Origin of the sequence: Desulfolithobacter dissulfuricans, from assembly GCF_025998535.1 — a bacterium.
Lineage (GTDB): Bacteria > Desulfobacterota > Desulfobulbia > Desulfobulbales > Desulfobulbaceae > Desulfolithobacter > Desulfolithobacter dissulfuricans.
Genome location: NZ_AP024233.1, coordinates 3,239,179 through 3,260,465 on the forward strand (window position 1 = coordinate 3,239,179; position 21,287 = coordinate 3,260,465).

The window sequence follows — 21,287 nt, forward strand, 5'->3', positions numbered from 1 at the left end:
AGATACCTTGGAACAGAACGCTGGTCAGGGAAACAGACAGAGCTCCCACATAAAAAAACAGACGGATCCAACATGCAAACAGTCACCGAGTCTCCCTTCACCCTTCTGCACAGCTCCAGCCAGTGCCGGGCCCGCTGCGGCGAGGTCAGGACCCTGCACGGTACCTTCAGAACCCCGGTCTTCATGCCGGTGGGAACCCTGGGCACGGTCAAGGGCGTGACCCCTGAAAATCTCAAGGAGCTGGGGGCCCAGATCATTCTCGGCAACACCTACCATCTCTTCATCCGTCCCGGCCACGAGCTGATCCGCTCCTTTGGCGGCCTGCACGGATTCATGAACTGGGACCGGCCCATCCTCACCGATTCCGGCGGATTCCAGATTTTCAGCCTTTCCGACCTGGCCACCATCACCGAGGAGGGCGCTGCCTTCCGCTCCCATCTCGACGGCTCGAAACTTTTTCTCAGCCCCGAAGATGCGGTCCATGTCCAGGAGGCCCTGGGCTCGGACATCATGATGGTGCTCGACACCTGTATTCCCTACCCGGCCACCCGCGACGAGGCGCGCCGGGCCACGGCTCTCACCGGCAGATGGGCCCGACGCTGCCGGGAAGCCCAGTCCGGGACCGGCCAGCTGCTGTTCGGCATTGTCCAGGGCGGCATGTATCCGGATCTGCGGGCGGAAGCGGCCCGGGAACTCATCGATATCGGTTTTGACGGCTACGCTCTCGGCGGCCTGAGCGTCGGCGAACCCAAGGAGCTGATGCTGGAGATGCTCGAGGCATCGGTTCCCCACCTGCCCCCGGAGTACCCGGTCTATCTCATGGGGGTCGGAACTCCGGAAGACCTGGTGGAAGGCGTTTATCGCGGGGTGGATATGTTTGACTGCGTCATGCCCACCCGCAATGCCAGAAACGGAATGCTCTTTACTTCGCGGGGGAGACTTGTTATAAAAAATTCCTGCTACCGGGACGACAGGCGACCGGTTGACGAGGCGTGCAACTGTTACACCTGCCGCCATTATTCACGGGCGTATCTGCGGCATCTTTTCACCAGCCGGGAGATACTCGCGTATCAGCTCAACAGTATTCATAATCTGCATTATTACTGTCAGCTGATGGCGGACATGCGTCAGGCAATCGCCGAGGACCGGTTCGAAGCATTTCGCAGCAGCTTTTACGCCCTGCGGGAGACCCCGCAGGAAGAAAGGTAGACCCCATGGCTGGAGGACGGTCACCGCGCCACCAGCCACAACAGACAGTGAAAGTCCATTCCGGACCCGTTATCGTATCCAGCGGACTTTCAGCAACAACCTTGTATCCGGAGGATATATCCATGACAGGAATTGCATATGCCGCGGGCGGAGCCCCGGCAGCCGGACCGGCCGGTGGCCTGGCCTCGTTCGTACCCCTTATTCTGATCTTTGTGATCTTCTACTTTCTGCTCATCAGGCCGCAGCAGAAAAAGGCCAAACAGCATCAGATCTTTCTCAACAACCTGAAAAAGGGCGACGAGGTGGTCACCAGTGGCGGCATCTTCGGCAAGATCACCGGTCTGACCGATACGGTCGTGACCCTGGAGATCGCCGATGGCGTGCGGATCAAGGTCACCCGCGCCTCCATCCTCGCCTCGGCGGCCGATACCCGCAAGCAGGCCGAAGCGCCTGCCAAGGGAGGATGAGGCATAGGAGGCTGCTGATTTTTCATCGTGCATGAAAAAGAGAGTTTCCAGAGGCCGGACGACTGCCAAGAGCAGTTGCCCGGCCTTTTTTCATGGTTCTTCCGCTGCCGATCAGCCTGCGGATTCCTGCCAGGCCACCCCCTGAACCCTTTCCATGGAACGTATCGTCCACAGCTCCCATGACGGCAACCATCCCACGGTGGTGGCCGACCAGGACAGTATCCGTATCCTGCGCTTTGGCACCGGGGCCCGGCAGAGCTGTGTCAACACCATGGAACCTCACCAGCTGGTCCTCGAATACACCCGCTGGATGATGACCGGCCTGCTCCTGACCCCGTCACCATCCCGGTTCATGGTCCTTGGCCTGGGCGGCGGCGCCATTGTCCACTACCTGCTGCACCGCTACCCGGGCTGCCAGATCACGGCGGTGGAACGCTCCCTCCAGGTCATCGACCTGGCCCGCTCCTGGTTCCTGCTCCCGGACGACCCCGCCCTGACCATAGTGCACGGTGACGCGGACGCCCATATTGCCCGGGACGATACGCTCTACGACATGATATTCGTGGATATTTTTGAACCAAACCACATGTCACCCCTGCTCTATGAGCCCGAATTCTACTCTCGGGTCCGGGCCCGGCTGGCCCCGGACGGTGTCATGGCGGTCAACCTGTGGAACGGTGAGAAAAAACCCTTTCTTAAGGCCAGAAACGCCGTCCGGAGCGGTTGCGGGGACCAGGTCCTTGAACTGCCGGTCAGGAAACGGAGCAACCTGATTCTGCTGGGCTTTGAAGACACTGTGCCAAGGCAGCGGATCCGCCGGGCCCGCAAGAGGGTGGTCGAACTGGAAGAGCGGCTGGGGTTGCCGGTGGGCAAATATCTGAAAAAACTGCGCCGCACCAATCGCTCCCTGCTGCGCAACCTGCTCTGTCCACTGTAAGCCGCGACCGTTTCAGGAGGAGATCCGGCTTCCCTGGTACACCCCTTTTTCCGCCAGGGCCCGGTGGAGCATGCGGGTCAGCCGCGGAGGCGGGACATCCCACCGCGGTCCGATGAGCAGGTGGAGATGGGAACGGGACCAGAGCCTGTGAATGACCACCCCGGGCGGTATGCGGGGGAGAATCTCTGTCAGCAGTTCGATGTAGGCCGGGGCGTCGAAAAGGGGAATCGGGGCCGCCCGGTGCATGGCATGGAGCGGAGTGTGGCGGATCACCTGCAGGTGGTGCAGCTTGATGGCATCGAGCCCATGGGCGCAGACCGTGTCGACCGTGGCCATCATATCCGCCCGACTCTCGCCGGGGATCCCCATGATGAGATGCACGCCAAGACCCAGGCCGACTGAGCGAATGCGGTGCGCCGCCTCAAAGTAGCACTCCACCCCATGGTTGCGGTTCAGAAGCTGCAGGCTGCGCTCGTGGACGGACTGCAGGCCAAGCTCCACCAGGATTTCCCGGCCACTTTGCCGGGCAAGATCCGCCAGGGCCCGGACCAGTCCGTCGGCCACCGCATCCGGCCGGGTGGAGAGGATCAGCCCCACGCAGTCCTCGACCCCGAGGACCTGCTCAAGCATGGGCAGCAACCGGTCCAGCGGGAGCGCAGTGCAGGTTTCCTGCTGAAAGTAGCCGAAGTAGAGGCGAAACCGGTCGCGGAGCAGATAGCGACTCCCCCGGGCGATCTGGATTTCGATGGGATCGACGGCGTGGAGATAGTTGGGGGTGAAGCTGTCGGCCAGACAGAAGATACAGCCGCCCCGGGCGCGGTTGGGACAGGGATGGCCGGTGTGGAGGGGGATCTTGCCCACCGGTTGGCCATATCGATACCGGTAATGACGACTGAAGGTATTGATCAGTGGGCCCGGGAAGTCCAGGCTGCCGGATACGGGCTCCGTGTTTCCGCCGGCCCCGGTCTGGCGCGTCACGCCGCCATCCAGCTCACAACCGCTCGTAATAGCGCTCACCGGCACAGGCGCGGCAGAGGATACGGCCATAGCGCTCCACCTCCCGGCAGTCCTGGACCCAGTCGCCGCACCCCTCACACTGGACCCGCCGTACCGGCCGGCCCGGCATGTCGCATTCGGAGATCTCCACCCGCACCTCTTCCACCTTGAACAGCTCCTCTTCCGGCATGATCCGGTAGGCGTCAAGCTGCTGCTGGTACTTGTTGCCCACCGCCGGGGCATATTTCTTCGCCAGTTCCCGCGATTCCTCCCTGGCCGTGATCCGGACCGCGCGGCCGGTCTCCAGGTTGACAAAAGTGGCAGCCATGATCCCGAAATCCTTCCAGCGCATGGAGCGCTTGCCCAGGCTGCAGCCGGTAACCGACTGGATGGCGTCGGTGGCGCACCTGTCGATCTCGACGACCACATAGAGCTTCTTGCGGTCATTACCCTTGGGATCATCAATGCCTATCAGCCTGAGCCCAAGCATGGACATCCGCACCCCGATCACCTGTCCGGCACAGACATGGCCGTGGATCTTTGTCGATATTTCAAGCAGCTTTTCAAAGGATTCCATAGTTGCAAACCTGTAGAGTTGTACAGAAAATCACCATGATCTGCCTGTTTCCATGATAATTTTCATGTTTGGTTGTGGCCGGATACTGCGCATGTCCGCTCCAGCCCTGCCGGGTTATCATGGAGCGCGGCCCAGTCGCAGGGACGGGCCCGCCACCGCCGGACGGTGGAAAGGGAAGGAGACTGAAACGCTCAATTTAGGAGAAACAAACCTACCGCGCCCGGGAGGCAGCTTACCTGGAGGCGGCAGCAGTGTCAATCAACAGCAACACGCCTGTCCTGGAGGACGAGAGGCAGGGGCCGGGAAATGGTCTCGAAAAGTTCCTTGCAAAAGCCACACTCATCGCATTGATGGGCGCACATGGAGAGGATATTGGCAAAATCGAACGACAGCCCGCGGTTATCCACGTAAAGCCGGTCGGAAAGGTGGTACATGGCGTCAAGCAGCTCCAGCAGATTACCCTCCCAGCGGTGCTCGATGTAGGCGGTAACGGTCCTGGTCAGAAATTCCGGTCCCAGGGTCCGGCCGCAAATCTTGATGGATTCCACGTGATAGAGGTAGAGGTCCGTGTCCTCCGGGCGGATGAAGGGAGACTGCAGCAGACGGTGCGGCTGCTGCTCCACCAGCCGCAGACAGCCCAGTTCCCGGTTCAGGTGATAGGTGCAGTCCCGCCCCATGAGATTGGAAAAGGCAATGTAGGCGTCATGGGACAACTTGTAGGGACAAAAGGGCAGGCAGCCCTCATTGGCCAGCAGTTCCAGGCCTATCTGCGGCAGTTCCTGGTCCCGCTGCAGGCCGATGGCGGCCAGCCGGTCCAGGTCGCGGTTCAGGGAACGATCCAGGATTATCTTTGCCGGCCGGCGGAACCCGGTTTCGCGAATATAACCCAGCTGGGCCTCGATACGGGCAAAGCTGTCGAGCATGGTGTTGACGCTGGGCACGGCCTCGAGCAGGGCCACCAGGTCGGGCGCGGCATCGGCGAGCAGCTGCAGCAGGTAATGGTCACTGTAGATGATGCCGTCTATGCCGACCCTGGAAGCACAGTGATCCAGAATCTCCACCAGGGCGCGCAGGGCTTCTGAGTCGGTGAACAGGGCAGGTGAATAGAAACGGCTGTTGAGCAGGACATAGCGCCGTGGTCCCATGATGGTGCCCAGCAGCTCCAGGGTGGACTCAAGCGCCGCGTGATCAAAACGAACCCGGCTGTCAAAGCCGTGGTTGCCCGGCAGTTCGAAATGGATGGATTCCAGGGCCGCGACATTGTCTGCCAGAAAAGAGGCATACTGCGGATCGGGGAGAAAGGGGACATTGAGAAAAGAAGTCATGGCTGCTGCTCAATCGTTTTCCTGGATCCGTAAGCTGAACGCCTCTGTCACCGGTTCATGTTCTTGCGTAAAATTCCGTGGACCTCTGCCTGGTTCAGTTCCGGTTCGGTTCGGAGAATCACCCTGTTGCCGGGATTGGCCCGATCCAGTTCCTCGCCCCGGGCGCTGATCATGCCGGTCACGATACAGGAAACCGTCTCCAGACCACGGCCAAGATACTCAACCCGGTCACCGGTCTTGAGGACATTGCGGGTCTCGATCTCAAGCGGCCTGATCCCGCGGACTATGCCCACCGGCGCAAATCCCTGAGCTGTACGCATTGTATCATAAAGCATGGCGTCAGCTGAAGGGCGGCCATCAAAAAAATTCTGGGTCTGACCCCGGGTCCCTGTTTTCTCTATTTCTTCCGAAAAGTTATGTGGCAGAATAATTTTGCGCGGATCCTCTCCGGCCTGCAGCCGGGAACCGATCCAGTCCAGGGCCGCCCGGTAGACCCTGACCACGCTCCCCACATACCCCATGGATTTCATCCGTCCCTCGATCTTGATGGAATCGACCCCGGCCTCGACAAGCTCGGGCAGGCGGGGCAGCAGACAGAGATCCTGGGAGTTGAAGATATAGGTCCCCCGCTCGTCTTCCTCCACCGGGAAATACTGGCCCGGCCGCTTCTCCTCAACCAGGTGATACGAATAACGGCAGGGATGGGCACAGTCGCCCTGGTTGGCGTCCCGGCCGGTGAAATAGTTGGAGAGCATGCAGCGGCCTGAATAGGAGATACAGAGCGCGCCATGGACAAAAATCTCCAGTTCCACGTCGGTGGCATCCCTGATCTGGCGGATCTCCCCGATGCCCAGCTCCCGGGCAAGGTTGAGCCGCCGCACCCCCTGCATGGCCCAGAAACGGGCACTGGCCGCATTGGTGACATTGGCCTGGGTGGACAGGTGAAGCACCATCTCCGGTACCGTCTCCCTGGCGGTGAGGAGGATACCGGGATCGGCGATGATCAGCCCGTCCACGCCGATGTCGGCCAGGAAACGAAGATACTCCGCCAGGCCGGCAAAATCTCGGTTATGGGCAAAGATGTTGACCGTGACATAGACCCGGACCCCATGTTCATGGGCATAGGCCGTGGCCTGGCGCATCCCCTGGTCATCAAAATTACCGGCCCGGGCCCGCAGGCTGTAGTTCCTGCCGCCCAGGTAGACGGCATCGGCCCCGTAATGGATAGCGGTGACCAGTTTCTCGAAATTCCCGGCCGGGGCCAGCAGCTCGGGCAGCCTGATATTTTTTTTACTCTGTTTTTCCAGTGTCATGGTGTACCTCTACGGGATAGAATTGGTAAGAGAGGTACCGTAATTGGCCGGGAAAGTCCAGCGCTGTGCCCGGCCCCGGCAGGAGTTCTCAACCATGGCTGACATCACCATCATCGACACCCACACCCATCTGGGCGACCGGAATTTTGATCCGGACCGGGAAGAGGTTCTGGCCCGGGCTGCGACAAAGGGCGTCCAGGCTGTCATTGCGGTGTCCGAGACCATCGAAGACGCCCTTCGCAACCTGGAGCTGGCAGGGAGCCACCCGATGATCCTCCCGGCGGCCGGGCTCTATCCCGGCTGTGTCTCCCTGGAAGCGTGTGACCAGATGACAGCTCTCATACGGGCTGCGGCGGACCGGCTGGTCGCCATCGGCGAGGTGGGGCTGGATTACCGGCTGGCAAAGGAGGACGAAGAACGGCGGCTGCAGCGCCAGGTCTTTGCTGCGTTTATCCACCTGGCCAGGGAACTGGACCTTCCCCTCAACATCCATTCCCGCTCCGCCGGGCGCCATGTGGTGGCCATGCTCCTGGACGAAAAGGCGGAGAAGGTGCACCTGCACGCCTTTGACGGCAAATGGTCCGCGGCCCGGCCAGCGGTGGAAGCGGGCTGGTATTTTTCCATTCCTCCGTCGATTGTCCGTTCGCGCCAGAAACAGAAACTGGCCCGCCACCTGCCCCTGGCCAGCCTGCTCCTGGAAACCGACAGCCCGGTGCTGGGCCCGGAACCGGGAATCCGCAATGAACCGGCCAATATCCTGGTGGCTGCAAAAGCGGTGGCCGAGCTGAAACGCATTCCCGTGGAAGAGGTTCTGGCCGCGGCCCGGGAAAACAGTCGAGCACTGTACGGCATATGAAAACATTTCTCCTAAGATCGGCCAGGTATCATCCGCAAATTACAGGCGAACAGATAGACGATTTATCAGCTCTAAACAGTTGACTTATCCTCCCGGTGCTCTACTTTACAGCTACACTCATCAGCAACAAACCAGTCCGTTCGAGAAGGAGGATAGTGCCATGCTGAAGAAAAATTACACCAAGACAGGGCGCCGTTGTCGGGTGACCTTCAAGTATCCCAACGAAGAACAGGCAAAAACTGCGGTCCTGGCCGGAGATTTCAACCAGTGGTCCACCGACGCCACCCCGATGAAAAAACTGAAAGATGGCTCCTTTTCGGTGACCATCACCCTGCCGGCGGGCCAGTCATACGGCTACCGCTATGTGCTGGACAATACCACCTGGGTTAACGATCCGGCGGCAGACCGATACGTGGCCAACGAGTTCGGTGAACAAAACTCGGTGGTCGAACTCTGATCCACCGGCCCGAACACAACACCTTACTACTCCCTAAATTGAGTATCCAGTATGGATATCCCCTATTTTCATGTCGATGCCTTTACCGATCAGGTCTTCAAGGGTAACCCGGCCGGTGTCTGCCTGCTGGAAGGGTGGCCCGCAGACTCCACCCTCCAGGCCATCGCGGCGGAAAACCGCCACTCGGAAACCGCCTTTCTGAGCCGGGATGGGGCTGACTGGCGCCTGCGCTGGTTCACCCCGTCCATGGAGGTGGATCTCTGCGGTCACGCCACCCTGGCCGCCGCGGCCGTCCTTTTTGCACAGGAACTCATCCCCACCGACCGGGTGCAGTTTCAGACCATGAGCGGTCCTTTGGCCGTGGAGCGATCGGAGAACGACCTCTATGTGCTCGATTTTCCAGCCCGTCCGGCCCAGTCCGTCGAGATTCCGGCAGGGTTGGTGGAAGGGCTTGGCCAGGCACCGCTGGCGGTCTACAAATCACGGGACCTGCTGACCATTTTCAACAGCGAGGAGGAAGTTCGGAGCCTGAAGCCCGACTTTGTCCGGCTGGCCACCCTGGACTGCCTGGCGGTGATCGCCACGGCCCCCGGAGAGGAGGTGGACTTTGTCTCCCGCTGCTTTGCCCCGGCCGCCGGCATTGACGAGGACCCGGTCACCGGCTCGGCCCACTGTACTCTCATCCCCTACTGGGCCCACCGGCTGGAACGGAAAAAACTCCACGCCCGCCAGATCTCGGCCCGGGGCGGAGAGCTACTGTGCGAAATGGCCGGGGAGCGGGTTCTGATCGGCGGTCGGGCCACCCTCTACCTCTCGGGAACCATCCACCTCTGACATAAATTTCGGGCCCGATTTTGCCGATAAAGAGCACAAATAGAAAACATCAATTTTTTCTATTCGAACTTTTCTTGACAATCCACTCTTTTCAGTTTAGAGATGCTCCCGACCATCTGGTTCAGAAACAACTTTTTTCCCGTTTCCCCCGCCTGATTTTTATATTCTGCTTCTAAGAAAAACTGTAATAAAATTCTTGCTCTTTGTGACACACTGTAGTACACGAGTAATGGTAACCACTATCTTTCACCATGCGGACCAGTCATGAACAAAGAACAGTTTTCCAAAGCTAGATCCATTCTTGGCAAGACCCAGAAACAGCTTGCTCAGCTCCTTGGAGTTTCCCTCAAGGCGGTGCAGAGTTATGAGCAGGGCTGGCGTTCCGTTCCCCTGCACGTCGAACGGCAGGTCTATTTCCTGCTTGTCAACCGTCGCCAGAAGGATCAGCCCAGGAAACGGAAGGATTGCTGGACCCAGAAAAAATGTTCCAACAAGAAAAACTGCCCGGCCTGGGAATTTCAGGCAGGCCATCTCTGCTGGTTCCTCAGCGGTACCCAGTGTGACTGCACGGTGGACAAAGACTGGAAAGGCAAGATGGAAGTATGTCGCAACTGCGAAGTTCTTGCCTCGCTCCTCTGACAGACCAGTGAGAGCCGCTCGCACAGGACATTTTCAGCGGTCTTGAAAACAGCCCGAAGCCCGAGGCTACCCGGCGCTGCCTGCTCCTTTCAGTTCCCTTTCCCGCCCCGTGGAAAAGTCCCCGGTATCCGTCTAACCCACGACAGATTCAGAGTTGCCCATGAAAATCGGTATGGCCATGAGCGGTGGCGTTGACTCCAGCACAGGAGCGGCGCTCCTGCGCAGGCAGGGTCATGAGGTGCACGGTTTTTTCATGCGGTTGCCGGTTCCGAACCAGGAGGACCAGATCCGCCGGGTCGGGCAAGTTGCCGACATGCTGGGGATCCCCCTGCATCTGGTGGACATGGACCAGGTTTTCACCGACACGGTCATCGACTACTTTCTCTCCACCTACCAGGATGGCCAGACCCCCAATCCATGTATCCGCTGCAACCGTGAGATCAAGTTCGGTTCTCTCCTGGATATCATGCAGGAACATGGCATGGAGCGGGGCGCCACCGGCCATTACGCCCGTATAGCCACGGACGGGGACAGGCCGGTGATCCGACGGGGCCGGGACCAGCGCAAGGATCAGTCCTATTTCCTCTGCCGGATCCGGCCGGAGCGGCTGTCGCGGATCCTCTTCCCGCTTGGGGAGCTGCACAAGAAACAGGTCTATGATCTGGCCGAGGAGCTGGGGCTCAGCGGCTTTCGCCAGCAAAAGGAAAGCCAGGACGTCTGCTTCCTCAGCCACTGCAGCGTGGCCGAGTTTCTCCGCCAACATGGCGGTCCGGAGCTGCCCGGAGATATTGTCGATACCCGGGGCCGGGTGCTCGGCACCCACCGGGGAATATGGAAGTACACCATCGGCCAGCGCCGCGGTCTCGGCATCCCCGATGCCACGCCCTGGTACGTGGTTGCCCTGGACGGCCGACACAACCAGGTGATCGTTGGCAAGGATGAGGAACTCTGGCGCCAGAGCATCGATCTCTGTCAGGTGGAATGGGCCCTGGCGCGGACCATGCCGTGGGAAGGTCTCATTCAGCTCCGCTCCCGCCACCAGCCGGCCCCGGCCACCGTGACCAGAACTCCCCGGGGCTGGCGTGCGACCTTCCAGAGCCCGCAGCGGGCCATCACCCCGGGACAGTTTGCCGCCTTTTATGAAGAGGACCGACTGGTGGGCAGCGGGATTATCGCTATCCCTCCTGAATCCTCAACCTGAGAATCTGACTTTTTTCACCACATGAAAAAGATTGCCATAACCACCCTGGGCTGCAAGGTCAACCAGTACGAATCAGCCTCGTTCATTTCCGGTTTCGAGGAGCGGGGCTGCGACCTGGTTCCCTTTTCCTCGGACGCCGACGTCTATGTCATCAACACCTGCGCGGTTACCGGCCGGGCCGGACAGCAGTCGCGCCAGATGATCCGCCGAGCCATGCGCGCCAACCCGGATGCCAGACTGATCATCACCGGCTGCTATGCCCAGATCTGTTCCCGGGAGATCCTGGATATCGTCGACCGGGATGTCTGTATTATCGGCAACGGCAATAAACACCTCCTGGTGGATGCGGCCCTGGCCAGGGAGCAGAGTGACCTCTCCATGCTGATGACCGATATCTCCACCAGAAAAGAGATCTGCCACCTGCCGGTCAGGCGGATGAGTGGCCGGACCAGGGCCTATCTGCGGATCCAGGACGGCTGCAACAACTTCTGCTCCTACTGCATTGTGCCCTATACCAGGGGCCGCAGCCGCAGCATGGCAATGGACGAGATCCTCAGGCAGGCCAGAGTGTTTGATGACCAGGGATACCGGGAACTGGTGATTACCGGCATCAATGTCGGCAAGTATGGGTTGGACCTGGAGGAAAAAGATCTCTCCATCTATTCACTGCTCGACCGACTCTGCCGCGAATTTCCCCATATCCGGATCCGGCTCAGCTCGGTGGAACCCACCGAGGTGAACGACGCCCTCCTGGAGCTGTTCGGCCACCGGAACTTCATGCCCCATCTCCATATCCCCCTGCAGAGCGGTGACAACGAGGTGCTGGCCCGGATGAACCGCCGCTACACAGCCGAAGACTTTGTAGGCGTGATCAAGCGGATCCTTGGTACCGTACCCCATGCCGCCATCGGCTGCGATGTCCTGGGCGGATTTCCCGGCGAGACCGACCGCGCGGCCGAAAACACCTACAACCTGCTGCACAACCTGCCCCTCACCTACCTGCACGTCTTCCCCTATTCCCGACGGCCCGGCACCCTGGCGGCCAGGATGGAGAATCAGGTGCCAAAAGACATCAAGGATGAACGGGTCCGGAGACTGCGCGAGCTCGACCAGCTGAAACGGCAGGAATTCTACCGCAACCATCTGGGACGGACCGTGGAAGTACTGGTGGAACGCCGCAACAAAAAAACCGGCCTGCTGCAGGGATTCAGTGACAATTACATCCCGGTGCAGCTCAAAGGCCCGGACCGCCTGGTCCGCTCGGTGGTCACGGTGCGCCTCGACCATCCGGGCGACGGCCACGTTCACGGCATACTGGAGGAACAGCACACTTGAATCAAGGTTGCCCTTAAAAATGAGAATTTTCGTTCGGGAACAAGGAGCGGAGAAATTAAAAAATAGCGCATATTCGGGCATATGCGAGCATTTTTCATTGCGTCGGTGACGCAGTTATCGGGCGAAAAGACAATTTTTCAGGGTGGCCTTAAACCCGGGTGACTGGTAAGATACCACTTGAAGTGGCAGCTGCATACCATCCCTAACCAGATTCCCGGGCCCGATACAGATGATTGGAGAAATCATAGCCATTGGTGACGAACTGACCTCCGGGCGCATCGCCAACACCACCAGCCGGTTTGCGGCGCACCATCTCTTTGCAGCCGGCCATGAAATTGTGGCCATGCACACCATCGGCGACACGCCGGAGCTCATCGGCGAAGCACTCAAGCGCGCCATCCGGCGGGCCGATTTCGTCATTGTCACCGGCGGGCTGGGCTCCACCACCGATGACCTGACCAACGAAGCGGTCACCCGGGCCCTGAACCGGCAGTCCATCCTCTACCCGGAGCTGCTGGAAAAAATCCGGGCCCGGCTGCGCGAAAACCACAACCAGGACAACGGGCTGGAGAAACTTGCCTGGCTGCCGGAGGGGGCCGAGATCCTCACCGACAAACGCATGGCCGGCTACATGCTTGTCCATGATGGCGTGCCCATTTTTTTCCTGCCCGGCGTGCCCTCGCAGATGAAACATCTGCTGGTGGAGGAGGTCCTGCCCCGGCTGGCCACCTGGACCGGCAACAACCGCAAGCATGTCCGGCTCCGAGTCTACCGCACTTTCGGCCTGCCGGAGCTGGAAATCAACCGGTTGCTCAGTGATATCGAGAAGACAAAGCGGGTCAAGATCGGCTACTATCCCGTGGACTGCGAGGTCCATGTCAGCCTGACCATCCTCGGCCGGGACGATGACGAGGCCCGGCGGTTATTCGAGGAAATGGACAGCGCCATCACCCGGATCCTGGGGGACGCCATCTATGGCATCGACCGGGAAACCATGGCCATGGTGGTGGGCAGACTGCTCCAGGAGAGCGATCGGACCATCGGGGTGGCCGAGTCCTGCACTGGCGGCCTGATTGCCAGTAAAATCACCGAGATACCAGGCTGCTCGAACTGGTTCACCGGCGGAGTGGTGGCCTATGCCAACAGCGTCAAGGAGTCCCTGCTCCAGGTGGACCATGACCTGCTGATCCGGTATGGAGCGGTTTCCGACCCGGTGGCCGAGGCCATGGCCCGTGGTATCGGCCGGTGTACCGGGGCCCCGGTTACCCTGTCGGTCACCGGCATTGCCGGACCCACCGGCGGGAGTGAGGAAAAACCTGTGGGCACGGTCTATTTCGGGCTGGGCTTTGACGGGAACATCTCGACCCATCTCTACCGGTTTTCCGGCAACCGCAAGGCTATCCAGGAGCACGCCGCCATGACCGGCCTGGACATGGTGCGGCGGACCCTGCTGGACGAGAGAAAGGCTCGCGGACCACAGTTCCCGGAACCACCGGTCCGGGAACTGGTCGACGACGACACAACTCAGTGTACCGGCAACAGAGAGTATTGACTTCCAGCCGCATGACCGACACGCGACAAGATTACCGGAACGTACTGTTACATACAAGGAGACATGGAATATGGCCCAGACGGCTCAGCAGATAAAGGACGGCAAACTCAAAAGCGTGGACAACGCCATCACCCAGATCCAGCGCCAGTTCGGCAAGGGATCCATCATGCGACTGGGTTCCAACGAGCGGGAGAATATCCCGGTCATCCCCACCGGTGCCCTGTCCATCGACATTGCCCTGGGGGTAGGCGGACTGCCCCGTGGCCGGGTAACCGAGATCTATGGCCCGGAATCCTCGGGCAAGACCACCCTGGCCCTGCATGTCATTGCCGAGGCCCAGCGGCGCGGCGGCACGGCCGCCTTCATCGACGCGGAGCACGCCCTGGATACCGCCTATGCCGAACGCCTCGGCGTGGACGTGGACAACCTGCTGGTATCCCAGCCCGACTTCGGTGAACAGGCCCTGGAGATTGCCGAAATACTGATCCGTTCCGGCGGCGTGGATGTGGTGGTTATCGACTCGGTGGCCGCCCTGGTACCCCGGGCCGAGATCGATGGCAATGTGGGAGACCAGCACGTGGGGTTGCAGGCCCGGCTCATGTCCCATGCCATGCGGAAATTCACCGGGGTGCTCAAGCGGACCAACACTGCCCTGATCTTCATCAACCAGATCCGGATGAAGATCGGGGTCATGTTCGGCAACCCGGAGACAACGACCGGCGGCAATGCCCTCAAGTTCTATTCCTCTATCCGGCTGGACATTCGCCGCATGACCCAGATCAAGGACGGCACCGATATCATCGGCAACCGGACCAAGGTCAAGGTGGTCAAGAACAAGGTGGCTCCGCCGTTCAAGCAGGCCGAGTTCGACATCGTCTATGGCGAGGGAATCTCCAAGATGGGTGACCTGCTCGACCTTGGAGTGGAACTCAATATCATTGACAAGTCAGGGGCCTGGTACTCCTACCAGGATGAGCGGATCGGTCAGGGACGGGAAAATGCCAAGTCCTTTCTCAAGGAACACCCCGACATGGCGGGCGAAATCGAGAGGAAAATCCGGCTGGGTTACGGTCTGCCGGTGGAAGATATGGCCGAACCGGCTGCCAAGGCTGAAGACAAACCGGCCTAGCAGACCTCCGGAGCCTGGTTCCGCCCCCTCTCCCCCGGAAAGCAAAATAAAAATCCCCTGCCAGAGAGATCTCTGACAGGGGATTTTTATTTTTAAAAAGGAGAAAAGATCAGATGGTTCCGCGCCACATCAGTCGATGGCAATTTTCTTCTGCTTGGACTCCTTGGTGCGCGGCAGGCGAATTTCCAGCACACCATCTTTGAACGAAGCCTTGGCCTTGTCGCCATTCACATCTTCCGGCAGCCGGAAGCTGCGGGTGAAGGAACCGTACCTCCGCTCGATCCGGTGATAATCCTTCTTGTCCACCTTCTCTTCCTGCTTCTTCTCTCCGGAGATGGTCAGGCTGTTTTCGGTGATGGTCACGTTGAGATCATCCTTGTTGATGCCAGGCAACTCGGCCTTGACCACCACTTCATTGCCATCCTCGTAGATATCCACCGATGGATTGAGCCCTTCCATTTTCGGGACCGGCATCAGTGGACTGGACAACATGGCGAAGGGGTTACGGAAAAAGGTTTCAAAATAGCGGTCCATTTCCTCAAACGGGGAAACAGCCTGCATCTCTTCTCTTGTAACCAGTTCTCCCTTATCTTTCTTCTTTCCCATGACACACCTCCTTGTCCCAGAGTTTTTGGATTGAATGGAAATCACTCAATTCCAACTGGTTACAAAATAAGCAGACAAAGGAGCATGTCAAGATCTCCCGCCCTGTACCAGTGAAAAAATTCAAAGCTGATACGTCTCATGCTGCCCCGGCATGCAGGTATGCCTGTGGCCCAGGGTGCGGGCGAAACTCTCCATGGCCTCCTCTTCACCGTGGACCAGGAAGACATGCTCCGGATCACCGGTACGGCGAAACCACTCCAGCAGCTGGCTGCGTCCGGCATGGGCGGAAAAACCGCCGATGGTGTAAATCGAGGCCTCGACCGGGATCACTTCGCCAAAGATCTTCACCTCCCTGGCCCCGTCGATGATCTGCCGGGCCAGGGTGCCCCGGGCCGCGTAGCCGACAAAGATCACGCTGCACCGCTTCCGCCAGAGATTATGCTTGAGGTGATGGCGGACCCGGCCGCCGGTGGCCATGCCGGAACCGGCCATGATCACAGCCCCGCCCCGGATGGCGTTGATGGCCATGGACTCGCTGGTTTCGCGGGTAAACTGCAGCCCCGGCAGGTCAAAGGGATCGCGGCCGTCATGGAAAATACGGTAGGCTTCCCTGTCGAAACACTCGGGGTGGCGGCTGAAAATCCGGGTGGCCGAAATCGCCATGGGCGAATCGAGGAAAACCTGCATGATCCCGGGAAGATCCCCCTTTTCTACCCCTTCCCGGAGGTAATAGAGGACCTCCTGGGACCGCTCCAGGGCAAAGGTGGGGATCACCACGTTACCACCCCGGCGAAAGGTGGACATGATAGCCTCGTAGAGTTCCTGGACCGAGGGCAGCAGCTGTTTGTGTTCCCGGTCACCATAGGTGGTCTCCATGACCACCACGTCCACCGGCGGCGGATGGGCGGGATCGCGAAGAATGGGCCGATCCGGATAACCCAGATCGCCGGAGAAGAGTACTTTTTTCCGACACCCTTTTTCCTCGAGCTCCAGGACAATACTTGCCGAGCCCAGGATATGGCCGGCATCGATGAAGGTGGCCTGGATACCGTCCCACAGTTTGAGGGGCTTGTTGTACCGGGCGGTGCGACCGAAATAATCCAGGGCATTCAGGGCGTCCAGGGTAGTGTAGAGAGGCTTGATATCCTCTGCCCGTCGGCCGTGCCGGGCGGCTTTTTTCGACTTCCAGCGGGCATCTTCCTCCTGGATGTGGGCCGCGTCCAGCATGACCAGCCGGGCCAGTTCGCGGGTGGCCCCGGTGGTGATGATCTCGCCCCGGAAACCGCGCTCCACCAGCAGCGGAATCCGGCCGCAATGGTCGAGATGGGCATGGGTCAGGAGAAGATAATCCACGGTGGACGGATCAAAACCGAAATCCCCGCGGTTTTCCTCTTCGATCTCCCGGCCACCCTGGTACATACCACAGTCGATCAGGATCCGGCGGCCCCGGCAGGTGACGAGATGACAGGAACCGGTTACTCCCCTGGTGGCGCCATGGAATGATATCTTCATTTTTTCCTCCCCCGGCACTCCGGCCCGGCCAGGAGCGGGCTGTCGTTTTTCTCGTGCCATTCCAGGATGCCCTGCCAGACCTCTTCGGCCTCCTCGGCATACCAGAACAAATCCCGGTCCTCGGGATCGATCACTCCCTCGTCCACCAGAAAGTCCACATCCACGGTCTGCCGCCAGAACTCCTCCCCACCAGGACCACCGGCAGGGGGGCGATCTTGCGGGTCTGGATCAGGGTCAGGGCCTCGAACAGCTCGTCCAGGGTCCCGAAGCCGCCGGGAAAGGCCACCAGGGCCTTGGCCCGCAGCAGGAAGTGCATCTTTCTGATGGCGAAATAATGGAACCGGAAACAGAGTTCCGGGGTAATGTAGGGGTTGGGAAACTGTTCATGGGGCAGGGTGATGTTGAGCCCGGCCGACTTGGCCCCCACGTCATAGGAGCCCCGGTTGGCCGCCTCCATGATCCCGGGACCGCCGCCGGTGATCAGGATGAGCCGGCAGTCCTCGGGCCCGGTCCCGGCATTGCCCACCAGACGGCCAAACTCGCGGGCCACCTCGTAATAGCGGCTTTTGGCCTCCAGCCGGCGGGCGATTTCCAGCTGCCGCGCCAGCCCCTTGTCCCGGGGATGCTCGGCAACCTCCTGCTCCAGCTTCTCCACCCGTCGCCGGGCCGCGGCCGGTTCCGGGATCCTGGTGGATCCAAAGGCGACAATGGTATGCCCCACCCGGTGCTCCTCCAGGAGCAGTTCAGGCTTGAGGTAATCGATCTGCAGCCGCACCCCGCGGGTCTCGTACCGTTTGAGGAAATCCGGATCTTCATCTGCCTGGCGATAGCCCGGGCTCTGCATGATGGTTTCAACCCGGGACAGGGCCTGAGGGTCATCCTGCAGGTCTTTGGGCAGGTGCCACGGCAGGGGAGTGGAACGGAAATGGGGATGGGCCGGGGCGGGTATTTCCCGCTTCCGGCTGTGCCTGGTTCTTTTTTTCATCGGTACACTCCAGAAGGTTGTGGGCAGGGCAGCCTGATTAGAATTTACGGGCCGAGAGTCCGAGCATCAGGAGGGCAAGGCCATCCACCATCAGGCTGATCCCGACCAGGACCCCCACCAGCCACATGGCGGAAAATGGCCAGCTGACCAGAAACACGCCGGCCATGATCATGGAGAGTATACCGTTGAACAGGGTCCAGCCCCAGCCGGGCAGGGGCCGCAGAACAAAAGAAAAGCTGATGGAGGCAAAGCCGTCGAGGAGGAAATAGATGATGAGTACCAACCCCAGTGCCGCGGCGCCGGCTGCGGGATAGAGGCCGATCAGCAGCCCCAGGGCAATGAGCAGAAAAGGCTTGAGCCAGGCCAGGGCGGTGCGGGAATAGTTGATCCAGGTCAGGTAGGCGACCACCACCCCGCTGAGCACCAGCAGAAAAGAAATCAGCAGGGAAATGGCCACGGTGATCACCTGGGGCATGATCACCCCGATCAGGCCCAGAACCAGCAGAACAACACCGGTGATAATGGTCGCCCTGCGGGTCCGACCGTCCATGAAGATATCCAGGGATACGCTGCGCATCGCTCTTCCTCCTTGTCCGTTATTGTGTCCTGGCGCCTGGTGACGCCCCTCTTTTATACTCCATAGTAATCGAGTCAGACTCTTGTCAAGGTCAGCACATCGGTCCCGGCCTTGAACATCAGAACCTGGGCAGGTATGGTGTGCAGTATGCCGCGTCCCGTGAACCTTTCCCGAAAAATGGCCTCTTTCCGTGATATCGCCAGCCACCACCTTTTCAGACAGCTGCTGGTGGTTATCCTGGTCTTTTCCCTCTTTTCCGCCATCGGTTCCATCGCCCGGGCCCACACGGCCCAGTTCGAAGCCTGGATCGGCTCCCTGGGACTCACCGGCATGCTGGTCTTTCTGGCCGCCATGACCGTGCTGCCGCTCATCGGCGTGACCCAGACCCTGTTCGCCTTTGTCGGGGGACCCTGTACGGCCTCATGCCCGGGCTGATCATCGTCCTGACCGGGGCCACGTTGAACTCCACCCTGGCCTGGTTTCTTGGCCGGATCCTGCTGGCCGAACGGGTGGCCCGCTCGCTCGAAAAACGGCCCCATCTCCACATGATCGTCCAGAAAGCCCGAAACGCCGGACCCGGCGTCCAGATCCTCATCCGGTTGCTTCCCCTGCCCGCCGCGCCCCTGTGCGAGGCTCTGGGAGCTGCCGGAGTGCAATTTACTCCATTTTTTATCGGAAACCTGGGCGCAATCCCCATTTGCCTGCTGCTCAACTATTTCGGCTATACCGCCGCCCATGTCACCCGGGCTACCTCGGGCACTTCCACCCTCAGCTCCACACATATTACATTGCGTATCCTGGGACTTGCATTATTGTTTATCTGTATTTGCCTCACCATCCGATTTGCACAGCGAAAACTTCTCACAGGGAATGACAGGAAGCCATCATGAAACAGACAAATTTCATCGGGAACGGAAAAAAACCTGACATCGAAATCAACAAGACCACCCAGGAGAAGTTCTGGCAGAGCCCGGGCTTCACGTTTCTGCTCTACCTGATTTTCATCATGGTCTCCTTCCAGCTCTACCAGGGGTACCAGCAGGTCAAGCAGGAAGAGATTCCCTATTCGCAATTTCTTGAATACGTGAACAACGGCCAGGTGGCCGAGGCCGTGGTCACCGACAAGGTGATCACCGGAACCCTGACCCTGCGTGACGAACGGACCGGCAAACAGCGCCGCTTCATCACCGTTCCGCTGTCCTGGAATCCGGACCTGGCCGAATCCCTGGAAAAGAAAGGGGTCAAGTTCACTGTCCGCCAATCCAACAACTACCTGGCCAACTTCTTCTTCAACTGGGTGCTGCCCTTTGGCCTGCTCTTCTTCCTCTGGGGGGCCATGGCCAAGCGCATGGGCAATATGGGGCGTGGTTTTCTCAATATCGGCAACAAGATCCACATCCACCCCGACGATGCACCCAAGGTCACCTTTGACGACGTGGCCGGGGCCGAGGAGGCCAAGCAGGAACTCAAGGAGATCGTTAATTTCCTCAAAGATCCAAGCAAGATCCAGAAGCTGGGCGCCCGGATGCCCAAGGGCGTGCTCATGGTGGGCCCCCCAGGTACCGGCAAGACTCTGCTGGCCCGGGCCGTGGCCGGTGAATCCGATGTGCCCTTTTTCAACATTTCCGGCTCCGAGTTCATCGAAATGTTTGTCGGTGTCGGCGCGGCCCGGGTACGGGAACTCTTCGAGCAGGCCCGCAAACATGCACCCTGCATCATCTTCATCGACGAGATCGATGCCATCGGCCGGGCCCGCGGGGCCGGACCGGTGATGGGTGGCCACGATGAACGGGAGCAGACCCTCAACCAGCTGCTCACCGAGATGGACGGCTTTGATTCCTCCACCGGCGTGGTGGTCATGGCGGCCACAAACCGGCCGGAAATCCTGGACAAGGCCCTGCTCCGGGCCGGCCGGTTCGACCGCCAGGTCCTGGTGGACAAACCCGACCTCAAGGACCGGGAGGCTATCCTCAAGCTCTATGCCTCCAAGATGCAACTGGCCGACGACGTGGATCTCCACGTGGTGGCCCAGCGTACGCCCGGCTTTGTCGGCGCCGACCTGGAAAACATCTGCAACGAGGCCGCCATACAGGCCATCCGTCAGAACCATGACAAGGTCACCATGCGTGATTTCGAGGCAGCCATCGACCGGGTCATCGCCGGGCCGGAGAAGAAAAACCGGGCCCTCAACCCGGAAGAAAAACACCGGGTTGCCTACCACGAATCAGGACATGCCCTAGTGGCGGAGACCGTCCCCACCGGCGAACCGGTACACAAGGTATCCATCATTCCCAGGGGCGTGGCGGCCCTGGGCTACACCCTGCAGCTGCCGGTGGATGAAAAGTTCCTTTCCACGGAACAGGAACTCAAGGATCAGATCGCCATCCTGCTCGGCGGCCGCGTGGCCGAGGAGCTGATCTTCGGCGACGTGTCGAGCGGGGCCTCCAACGACCTGGAACGGGCCTCGGAGATCGCCCGCTCCATGATCACCCGGCTGGGCATGAGCAAGAAACTCGGCCCACTCACCTATGGCAAGCATCACCAGCTGCAGTTCCTGGGCGGCGAGGACCATGAAGAACGCAACTATTCCGAGGAAACTGCCCGGATAATCGACGAGGAATGCCGCGAGCTGGTGGAAGAGGGCCATGCCCGGGCCCGGAACATCCTCACCGAAAACCGGGCCGCCCTGGACGCCCTGGCGTCCACCCTTGAGGAAAAGGAGGTCCTGGACGGCGAAGTGGTCAAGGAGATCATCGAGAAACATTCGAGCGATAAATAAC

General features: G+C 60.0%; 21 protein-coding genes and 1 pseudogene. 14 read left to right on the top strand and 8 right to left on the bottom strand.

All coding sequences use genetic code 11. The features are described 5' to 3' along the window. Window positions 1-72 precede the first annotated feature (72 nt). The 3 genes from tgt to GF1_RS14490 all read left to right on the top strand — a co-directional run bounded on the left by tgt (window position 73) and on the right by GF1_RS14490 (window position 2,613). Complete coding sequence (tgt, locus tag GF1_RS14480) at window positions 73-1,209, top strand: tRNA guanosine(34) transglycosylase Tgt (protein WP_267927262.1); 1,137 nt, start codon at window positions 73-75, stop codon at window positions 1,207-1,209. Window positions 1,210-1,331: 122 nt separating this feature from the next. Beyond that, complete coding sequence (gene yajC / locus GF1_RS14485) at window positions 1,332-1,676, top strand: preprotein translocase subunit YajC (protein ID WP_267927263.1); 345 nt, start codon at window positions 1,332-1,334, stop codon at window positions 1,674-1,676. 154 nt (window positions 1,677-1,830) lie between these two features. Continuing rightward, window positions 1,831-2,613: a fused MFS/spermidine synthase gene (locus tag GF1_RS14490; RefSeq protein WP_267927264.1), complete on the top strand. Its 783-nt coding sequence runs from the start codon at window positions 1,831-1,833 to the stop codon at window positions 2,611-2,613. Window positions 2,614-2,625: 12 nt separating this feature from the next. Here GF1_RS14490 and mnmL read toward each other — a convergent pair whose 3' ends face one another. From mnmL to GF1_RS14510, 4 genes are all read right to left on the bottom strand, one after another. Then, on the bottom strand, window positions 2,626-3,660 hold the full coding sequence (mnmL, locus tag GF1_RS14495) for a tRNA modification radical SAM protein MnmL/YtqA (RefSeq protein WP_267927265.1): 1,035 nt from the start codon (window positions 3,658-3,660) through the stop codon (window positions 2,626-2,628). After that, window positions 3,605-4,186: an FmdE family protein gene (locus GF1_RS14500; RefSeq protein WP_267927266.1), complete on the bottom strand. Its 582-nt coding sequence runs from the start codon at window positions 4,184-4,186 to the stop codon at window positions 3,605-3,607. The genes mnmL and GF1_RS14500 overlap by 56 nt, the downstream gene beginning before the upstream one ends. 254 nt (window positions 4,187-4,440) lie before the next feature. After that, on the bottom strand, window positions 4,441-5,511 hold the full coding sequence (locus GF1_RS14505; protein WP_267927267.1) for a hypothetical protein: 1,071 nt from the start codon (window positions 5,509-5,511) through the stop codon (window positions 4,441-4,443). 47 nt (window positions 5,512-5,558) lie between these two features. Further along, entirely contained in the window at window positions 5,559-6,824 is a 1,266-nt protein-coding gene (locus GF1_RS14510; protein ID WP_267927268.1) for a peptidase U32 family protein, read from the bottom strand. 94 nt (window positions 6,825-6,918) lie between these two features. Here GF1_RS14510 and GF1_RS14515 point away from each other — a divergent pair, with 94 nt between their 5' ends. The 8 genes from GF1_RS14515 to recA all read left to right on the top strand — a co-directional run bounded on the left by GF1_RS14515 (window position 6,919) and on the right by recA (window position 14,827). Then, window positions 6,919-7,680, top strand: a complete 762-nt coding sequence (locus GF1_RS14515) for a TatD family hydrolase (protein WP_267927269.1) — start codon at window positions 6,919-6,921, stop codon at window positions 7,678-7,680. A 160-nt stretch (window positions 7,681-7,840) separates the two neighbouring features. Beyond that, window positions 7,841-8,137 (top strand): isoamylase early set domain-containing protein, encoded by a 297-nt coding sequence (locus GF1_RS14520; protein ID WP_267927270.1) that lies wholly within the window; start codon window positions 7,841-7,843, stop codon window positions 8,135-8,137. A 51-nt stretch (window positions 8,138-8,188) separates the two neighbouring features. Next, window positions 8,189-8,971, top strand: coding sequence for a PhzF family phenazine biosynthesis protein (locus tag GF1_RS14525; RefSeq protein ID WP_267927271.1), 783 nt, complete (start codon window positions 8,189-8,191; stop codon window positions 8,969-8,971). Between the two features lie 264 nt (window positions 8,972-9,235). Next, a complete protein-coding gene (locus GF1_RS14530; protein WP_267927272.1) occupies window positions 9,236-9,610 on the top strand; it encodes a helix-turn-helix domain-containing protein in 375 nt (124 codons plus the stop codon). Window positions 9,611-9,770: 160 nt separating this feature from the next. Further along, window positions 9,771-10,811: a tRNA 2-thiouridine(34) synthase MnmA gene (gene mnmA / locus GF1_RS14535; protein WP_267927273.1), complete on the top strand. Its 1,041-nt coding sequence runs from the start codon at window positions 9,771-9,773 to the stop codon at window positions 10,809-10,811. 21 nt (window positions 10,812-10,832) lie between these two features. Further along, complete coding sequence (gene mtaB, locus GF1_RS14540; protein ID WP_267927274.1) at window positions 10,833-12,146, top strand: tRNA (N(6)-L-threonylcarbamoyladenosine(37)-C(2))-methylthiotransferase MtaB; 1,314 nt, start codon at window positions 10,833-10,835, stop codon at window positions 12,144-12,146. 229 nt (window positions 12,147-12,375) lie between these two features. Beyond that, window positions 12,376-13,698 carry a CinA family nicotinamide mononucleotide deamidase-related protein gene (locus tag GF1_RS14545; protein WP_267927275.1) on the top strand — a complete coding sequence of 441 codons (1,323 nt, stop codon included), beginning with the start codon at window positions 12,376-12,378 and terminating at the stop codon, window positions 13,696-13,698. A gap of 70 nt (window positions 13,699-13,768) precedes the next feature. Further along, window positions 13,769-14,827, top strand: coding sequence for a recombinase RecA (recA, locus tag GF1_RS14550; protein WP_267927276.1), 1,059 nt, complete (start codon window positions 13,769-13,771; stop codon window positions 14,825-14,827). Between the two features lie 129 nt (window positions 14,828-14,956). Here the strand turns inward: recA and GF1_RS14555 are convergent, their stop codons facing one another. The 4 genes and pseudogenes from GF1_RS14555 to GF1_RS14575 form a co-directional block, all read right to left on the bottom strand. Then, on the bottom strand, window positions 14,957-15,433 hold the full coding sequence (locus GF1_RS14555; RefSeq protein WP_267927278.1) for an Hsp20/alpha crystallin family protein: 477 nt from the start codon (window positions 15,431-15,433) through the stop codon (window positions 14,957-14,959). A 120-nt stretch (window positions 15,434-15,553) separates the two neighbouring features. Then, on the bottom strand, window positions 15,554-16,945 hold the full coding sequence (locus GF1_RS14560) for an MBL fold metallo-hydrolase RNA specificity domain-containing protein (protein ID WP_267927279.1): 1,392 nt from the start codon (window positions 16,943-16,945) through the stop codon (window positions 15,554-15,556). Then, window positions 16,942-17,930 (bottom strand): annotated as a pseudogene (locus GF1_RS14570) (LOG family protein). The gene GF1_RS14560 and the pseudogene GF1_RS14570 overlap by 4 nt, the downstream one beginning before the upstream one ends. A 37-nt stretch (window positions 17,931-17,967) precedes the next feature. After that, window positions 17,968-18,507 carry an HdeD family acid-resistance protein gene (locus GF1_RS14575; RefSeq protein ID WP_267927282.1) on the bottom strand — a complete coding sequence of 180 codons (540 nt, stop codon included), beginning with the start codon at window positions 18,505-18,507 and terminating at the stop codon, window positions 17,968-17,970. Window positions 18,508-18,654: 147 nt separating this feature from the next. Here GF1_RS14575 and GF1_RS14580 point away from each other — a divergent pair, with 147 nt between their 5' ends. From GF1_RS14580 to ftsH, 3 genes are read left to right on the top strand one after another with little or no spacing between them, the layout of a single operon-like run. After that, window positions 18,655-18,942, top strand: coding sequence for a hypothetical protein (locus tag GF1_RS14580; RefSeq protein ID WP_267927283.1), 288 nt, complete (start codon window positions 18,655-18,657; stop codon window positions 18,940-18,942). Continuing rightward, window positions 18,930-19,397 carry a VTT domain-containing protein gene (locus GF1_RS14585; RefSeq protein WP_267927284.1) on the top strand — a complete coding sequence of 156 codons (468 nt, stop codon included), beginning with the start codon at window positions 18,930-18,932 and terminating at the stop codon, window positions 19,395-19,397. The genes GF1_RS14580 and GF1_RS14585 overlap by 13 nt, the downstream gene beginning before the upstream one ends. Continuing rightward, window positions 19,394-21,286 carry an ATP-dependent zinc metalloprotease FtsH gene (ftsH, locus tag GF1_RS14590; protein WP_267927285.1) on the top strand — a complete coding sequence of 631 codons (1,893 nt, stop codon included), beginning with the start codon at window positions 19,394-19,396 and terminating at the stop codon, window positions 21,284-21,286. Before GF1_RS14585 ends, ftsH begins: the two co-directional genes overlap by 4 nt. Window position 21,287 lies beyond the last annotated feature (1 nt).

Excerpts from the sequence above, each read along its gene's own strand:
- tgt (WP_267927262.1), top strand. The coding sequence starts at position 73 with ATGCAAACAGTCACCGAGTCTCCCTTCACCCTTCTGCACAGCTCCAGC.
- yajC (WP_267927263.1), top strand. The coding sequence starts at position 1,332 with ATGACAGGAATTGCATATGCCGCGGGCGGAGCCCCGGCAGCCGGACCG.
- GF1_RS14490 (WP_267927264.1), top strand. The coding sequence starts at position 1,831 with ATGGAACGTATCGTCCACAGCTCCCATGACGGCAACCATCCCACGGTG.
- mnmL (WP_267927265.1), bottom strand. The coding sequence starts at position 3,660 with ATGGCCGTATCCTCTGCCGCGCCTGTGCCGGTGAGCGCTATTACGAGC.
- GF1_RS14500 (WP_267927266.1), bottom strand. The coding sequence starts at position 4,186 with ATGGAATCCTTTGAAAAGCTGCTTGAAATATCGACAAAGATCCACGGC.
- GF1_RS14505 (WP_267927267.1), bottom strand. The coding sequence starts at position 5,511 with ATGACTTCTTTTCTCAATGTCCCCTTTCTCCCCGATCCGCAGTATGCC.
- GF1_RS14510 (WP_267927268.1), bottom strand. The coding sequence starts at position 6,824 with ATGACACTGGAAAAACAGAGTAAAAAAAATATCAGGCTGCCCGAGCTG.
- GF1_RS14515 (WP_267927269.1), top strand. The coding sequence starts at position 6,919 with ATGGCTGACATCACCATCATCGACACCCACACCCATCTGGGCGACCGG.
- GF1_RS14520 (WP_267927270.1), top strand. The coding sequence starts at position 7,841 with ATGCTGAAGAAAAATTACACCAAGACAGGGCGCCGTTGTCGGGTGACC.
- GF1_RS14525 (WP_267927271.1), top strand. The coding sequence starts at position 8,189 with ATGGATATCCCCTATTTTCATGTCGATGCCTTTACCGATCAGGTCTTC.
- GF1_RS14530 (WP_267927272.1), top strand. The coding sequence starts at position 9,236 with ATGAACAAAGAACAGTTTTCCAAAGCTAGATCCATTCTTGGCAAGACC.
- mnmA (WP_267927273.1), top strand. The coding sequence starts at position 9,771 with ATGAAAATCGGTATGGCCATGAGCGGTGGCGTTGACTCCAGCACAGGA.
- mtaB (WP_267927274.1), top strand. The coding sequence starts at position 10,833 with ATGAAAAAGATTGCCATAACCACCCTGGGCTGCAAGGTCAACCAGTAC.
- GF1_RS14545 (WP_267927275.1), top strand. The coding sequence starts at position 12,376 with ATGATTGGAGAAATCATAGCCATTGGTGACGAACTGACCTCCGGGCGC.
- recA (WP_267927276.1), top strand. The coding sequence starts at position 13,769 with ATGGCCCAGACGGCTCAGCAGATAAAGGACGGCAAACTCAAAAGCGTG.
- GF1_RS14555 (WP_267927278.1), bottom strand. The coding sequence starts at position 15,433 with ATGGGAAAGAAGAAAGATAAGGGAGAACTGGTTACAAGAGAAGAGATG.
- GF1_RS14560 (WP_267927279.1), bottom strand. The coding sequence starts at position 16,945 with ATGAAGATATCATTCCATGGCGCCACCAGGGGAGTAACCGGTTCCTGT.
- GF1_RS14575 (WP_267927282.1), bottom strand. The coding sequence starts at position 18,507 with ATGCGCAGCGTATCCCTGGATATCTTCATGGACGGTCGGACCCGCAGG.
- GF1_RS14580 (WP_267927283.1), top strand. The coding sequence starts at position 18,655 with ATGCCGCGTCCCGTGAACCTTTCCCGAAAAATGGCCTCTTTCCGTGAT.
- GF1_RS14585 (WP_267927284.1), top strand. The coding sequence starts at position 18,930 with ATGCCCGGGCTGATCATCGTCCTGACCGGGGCCACGTTGAACTCCACC.
- ftsH (WP_267927285.1), top strand. The coding sequence starts at position 19,394 with ATGAAACAGACAAATTTCATCGGGAACGGAAAAAAACCTGACATCGAA.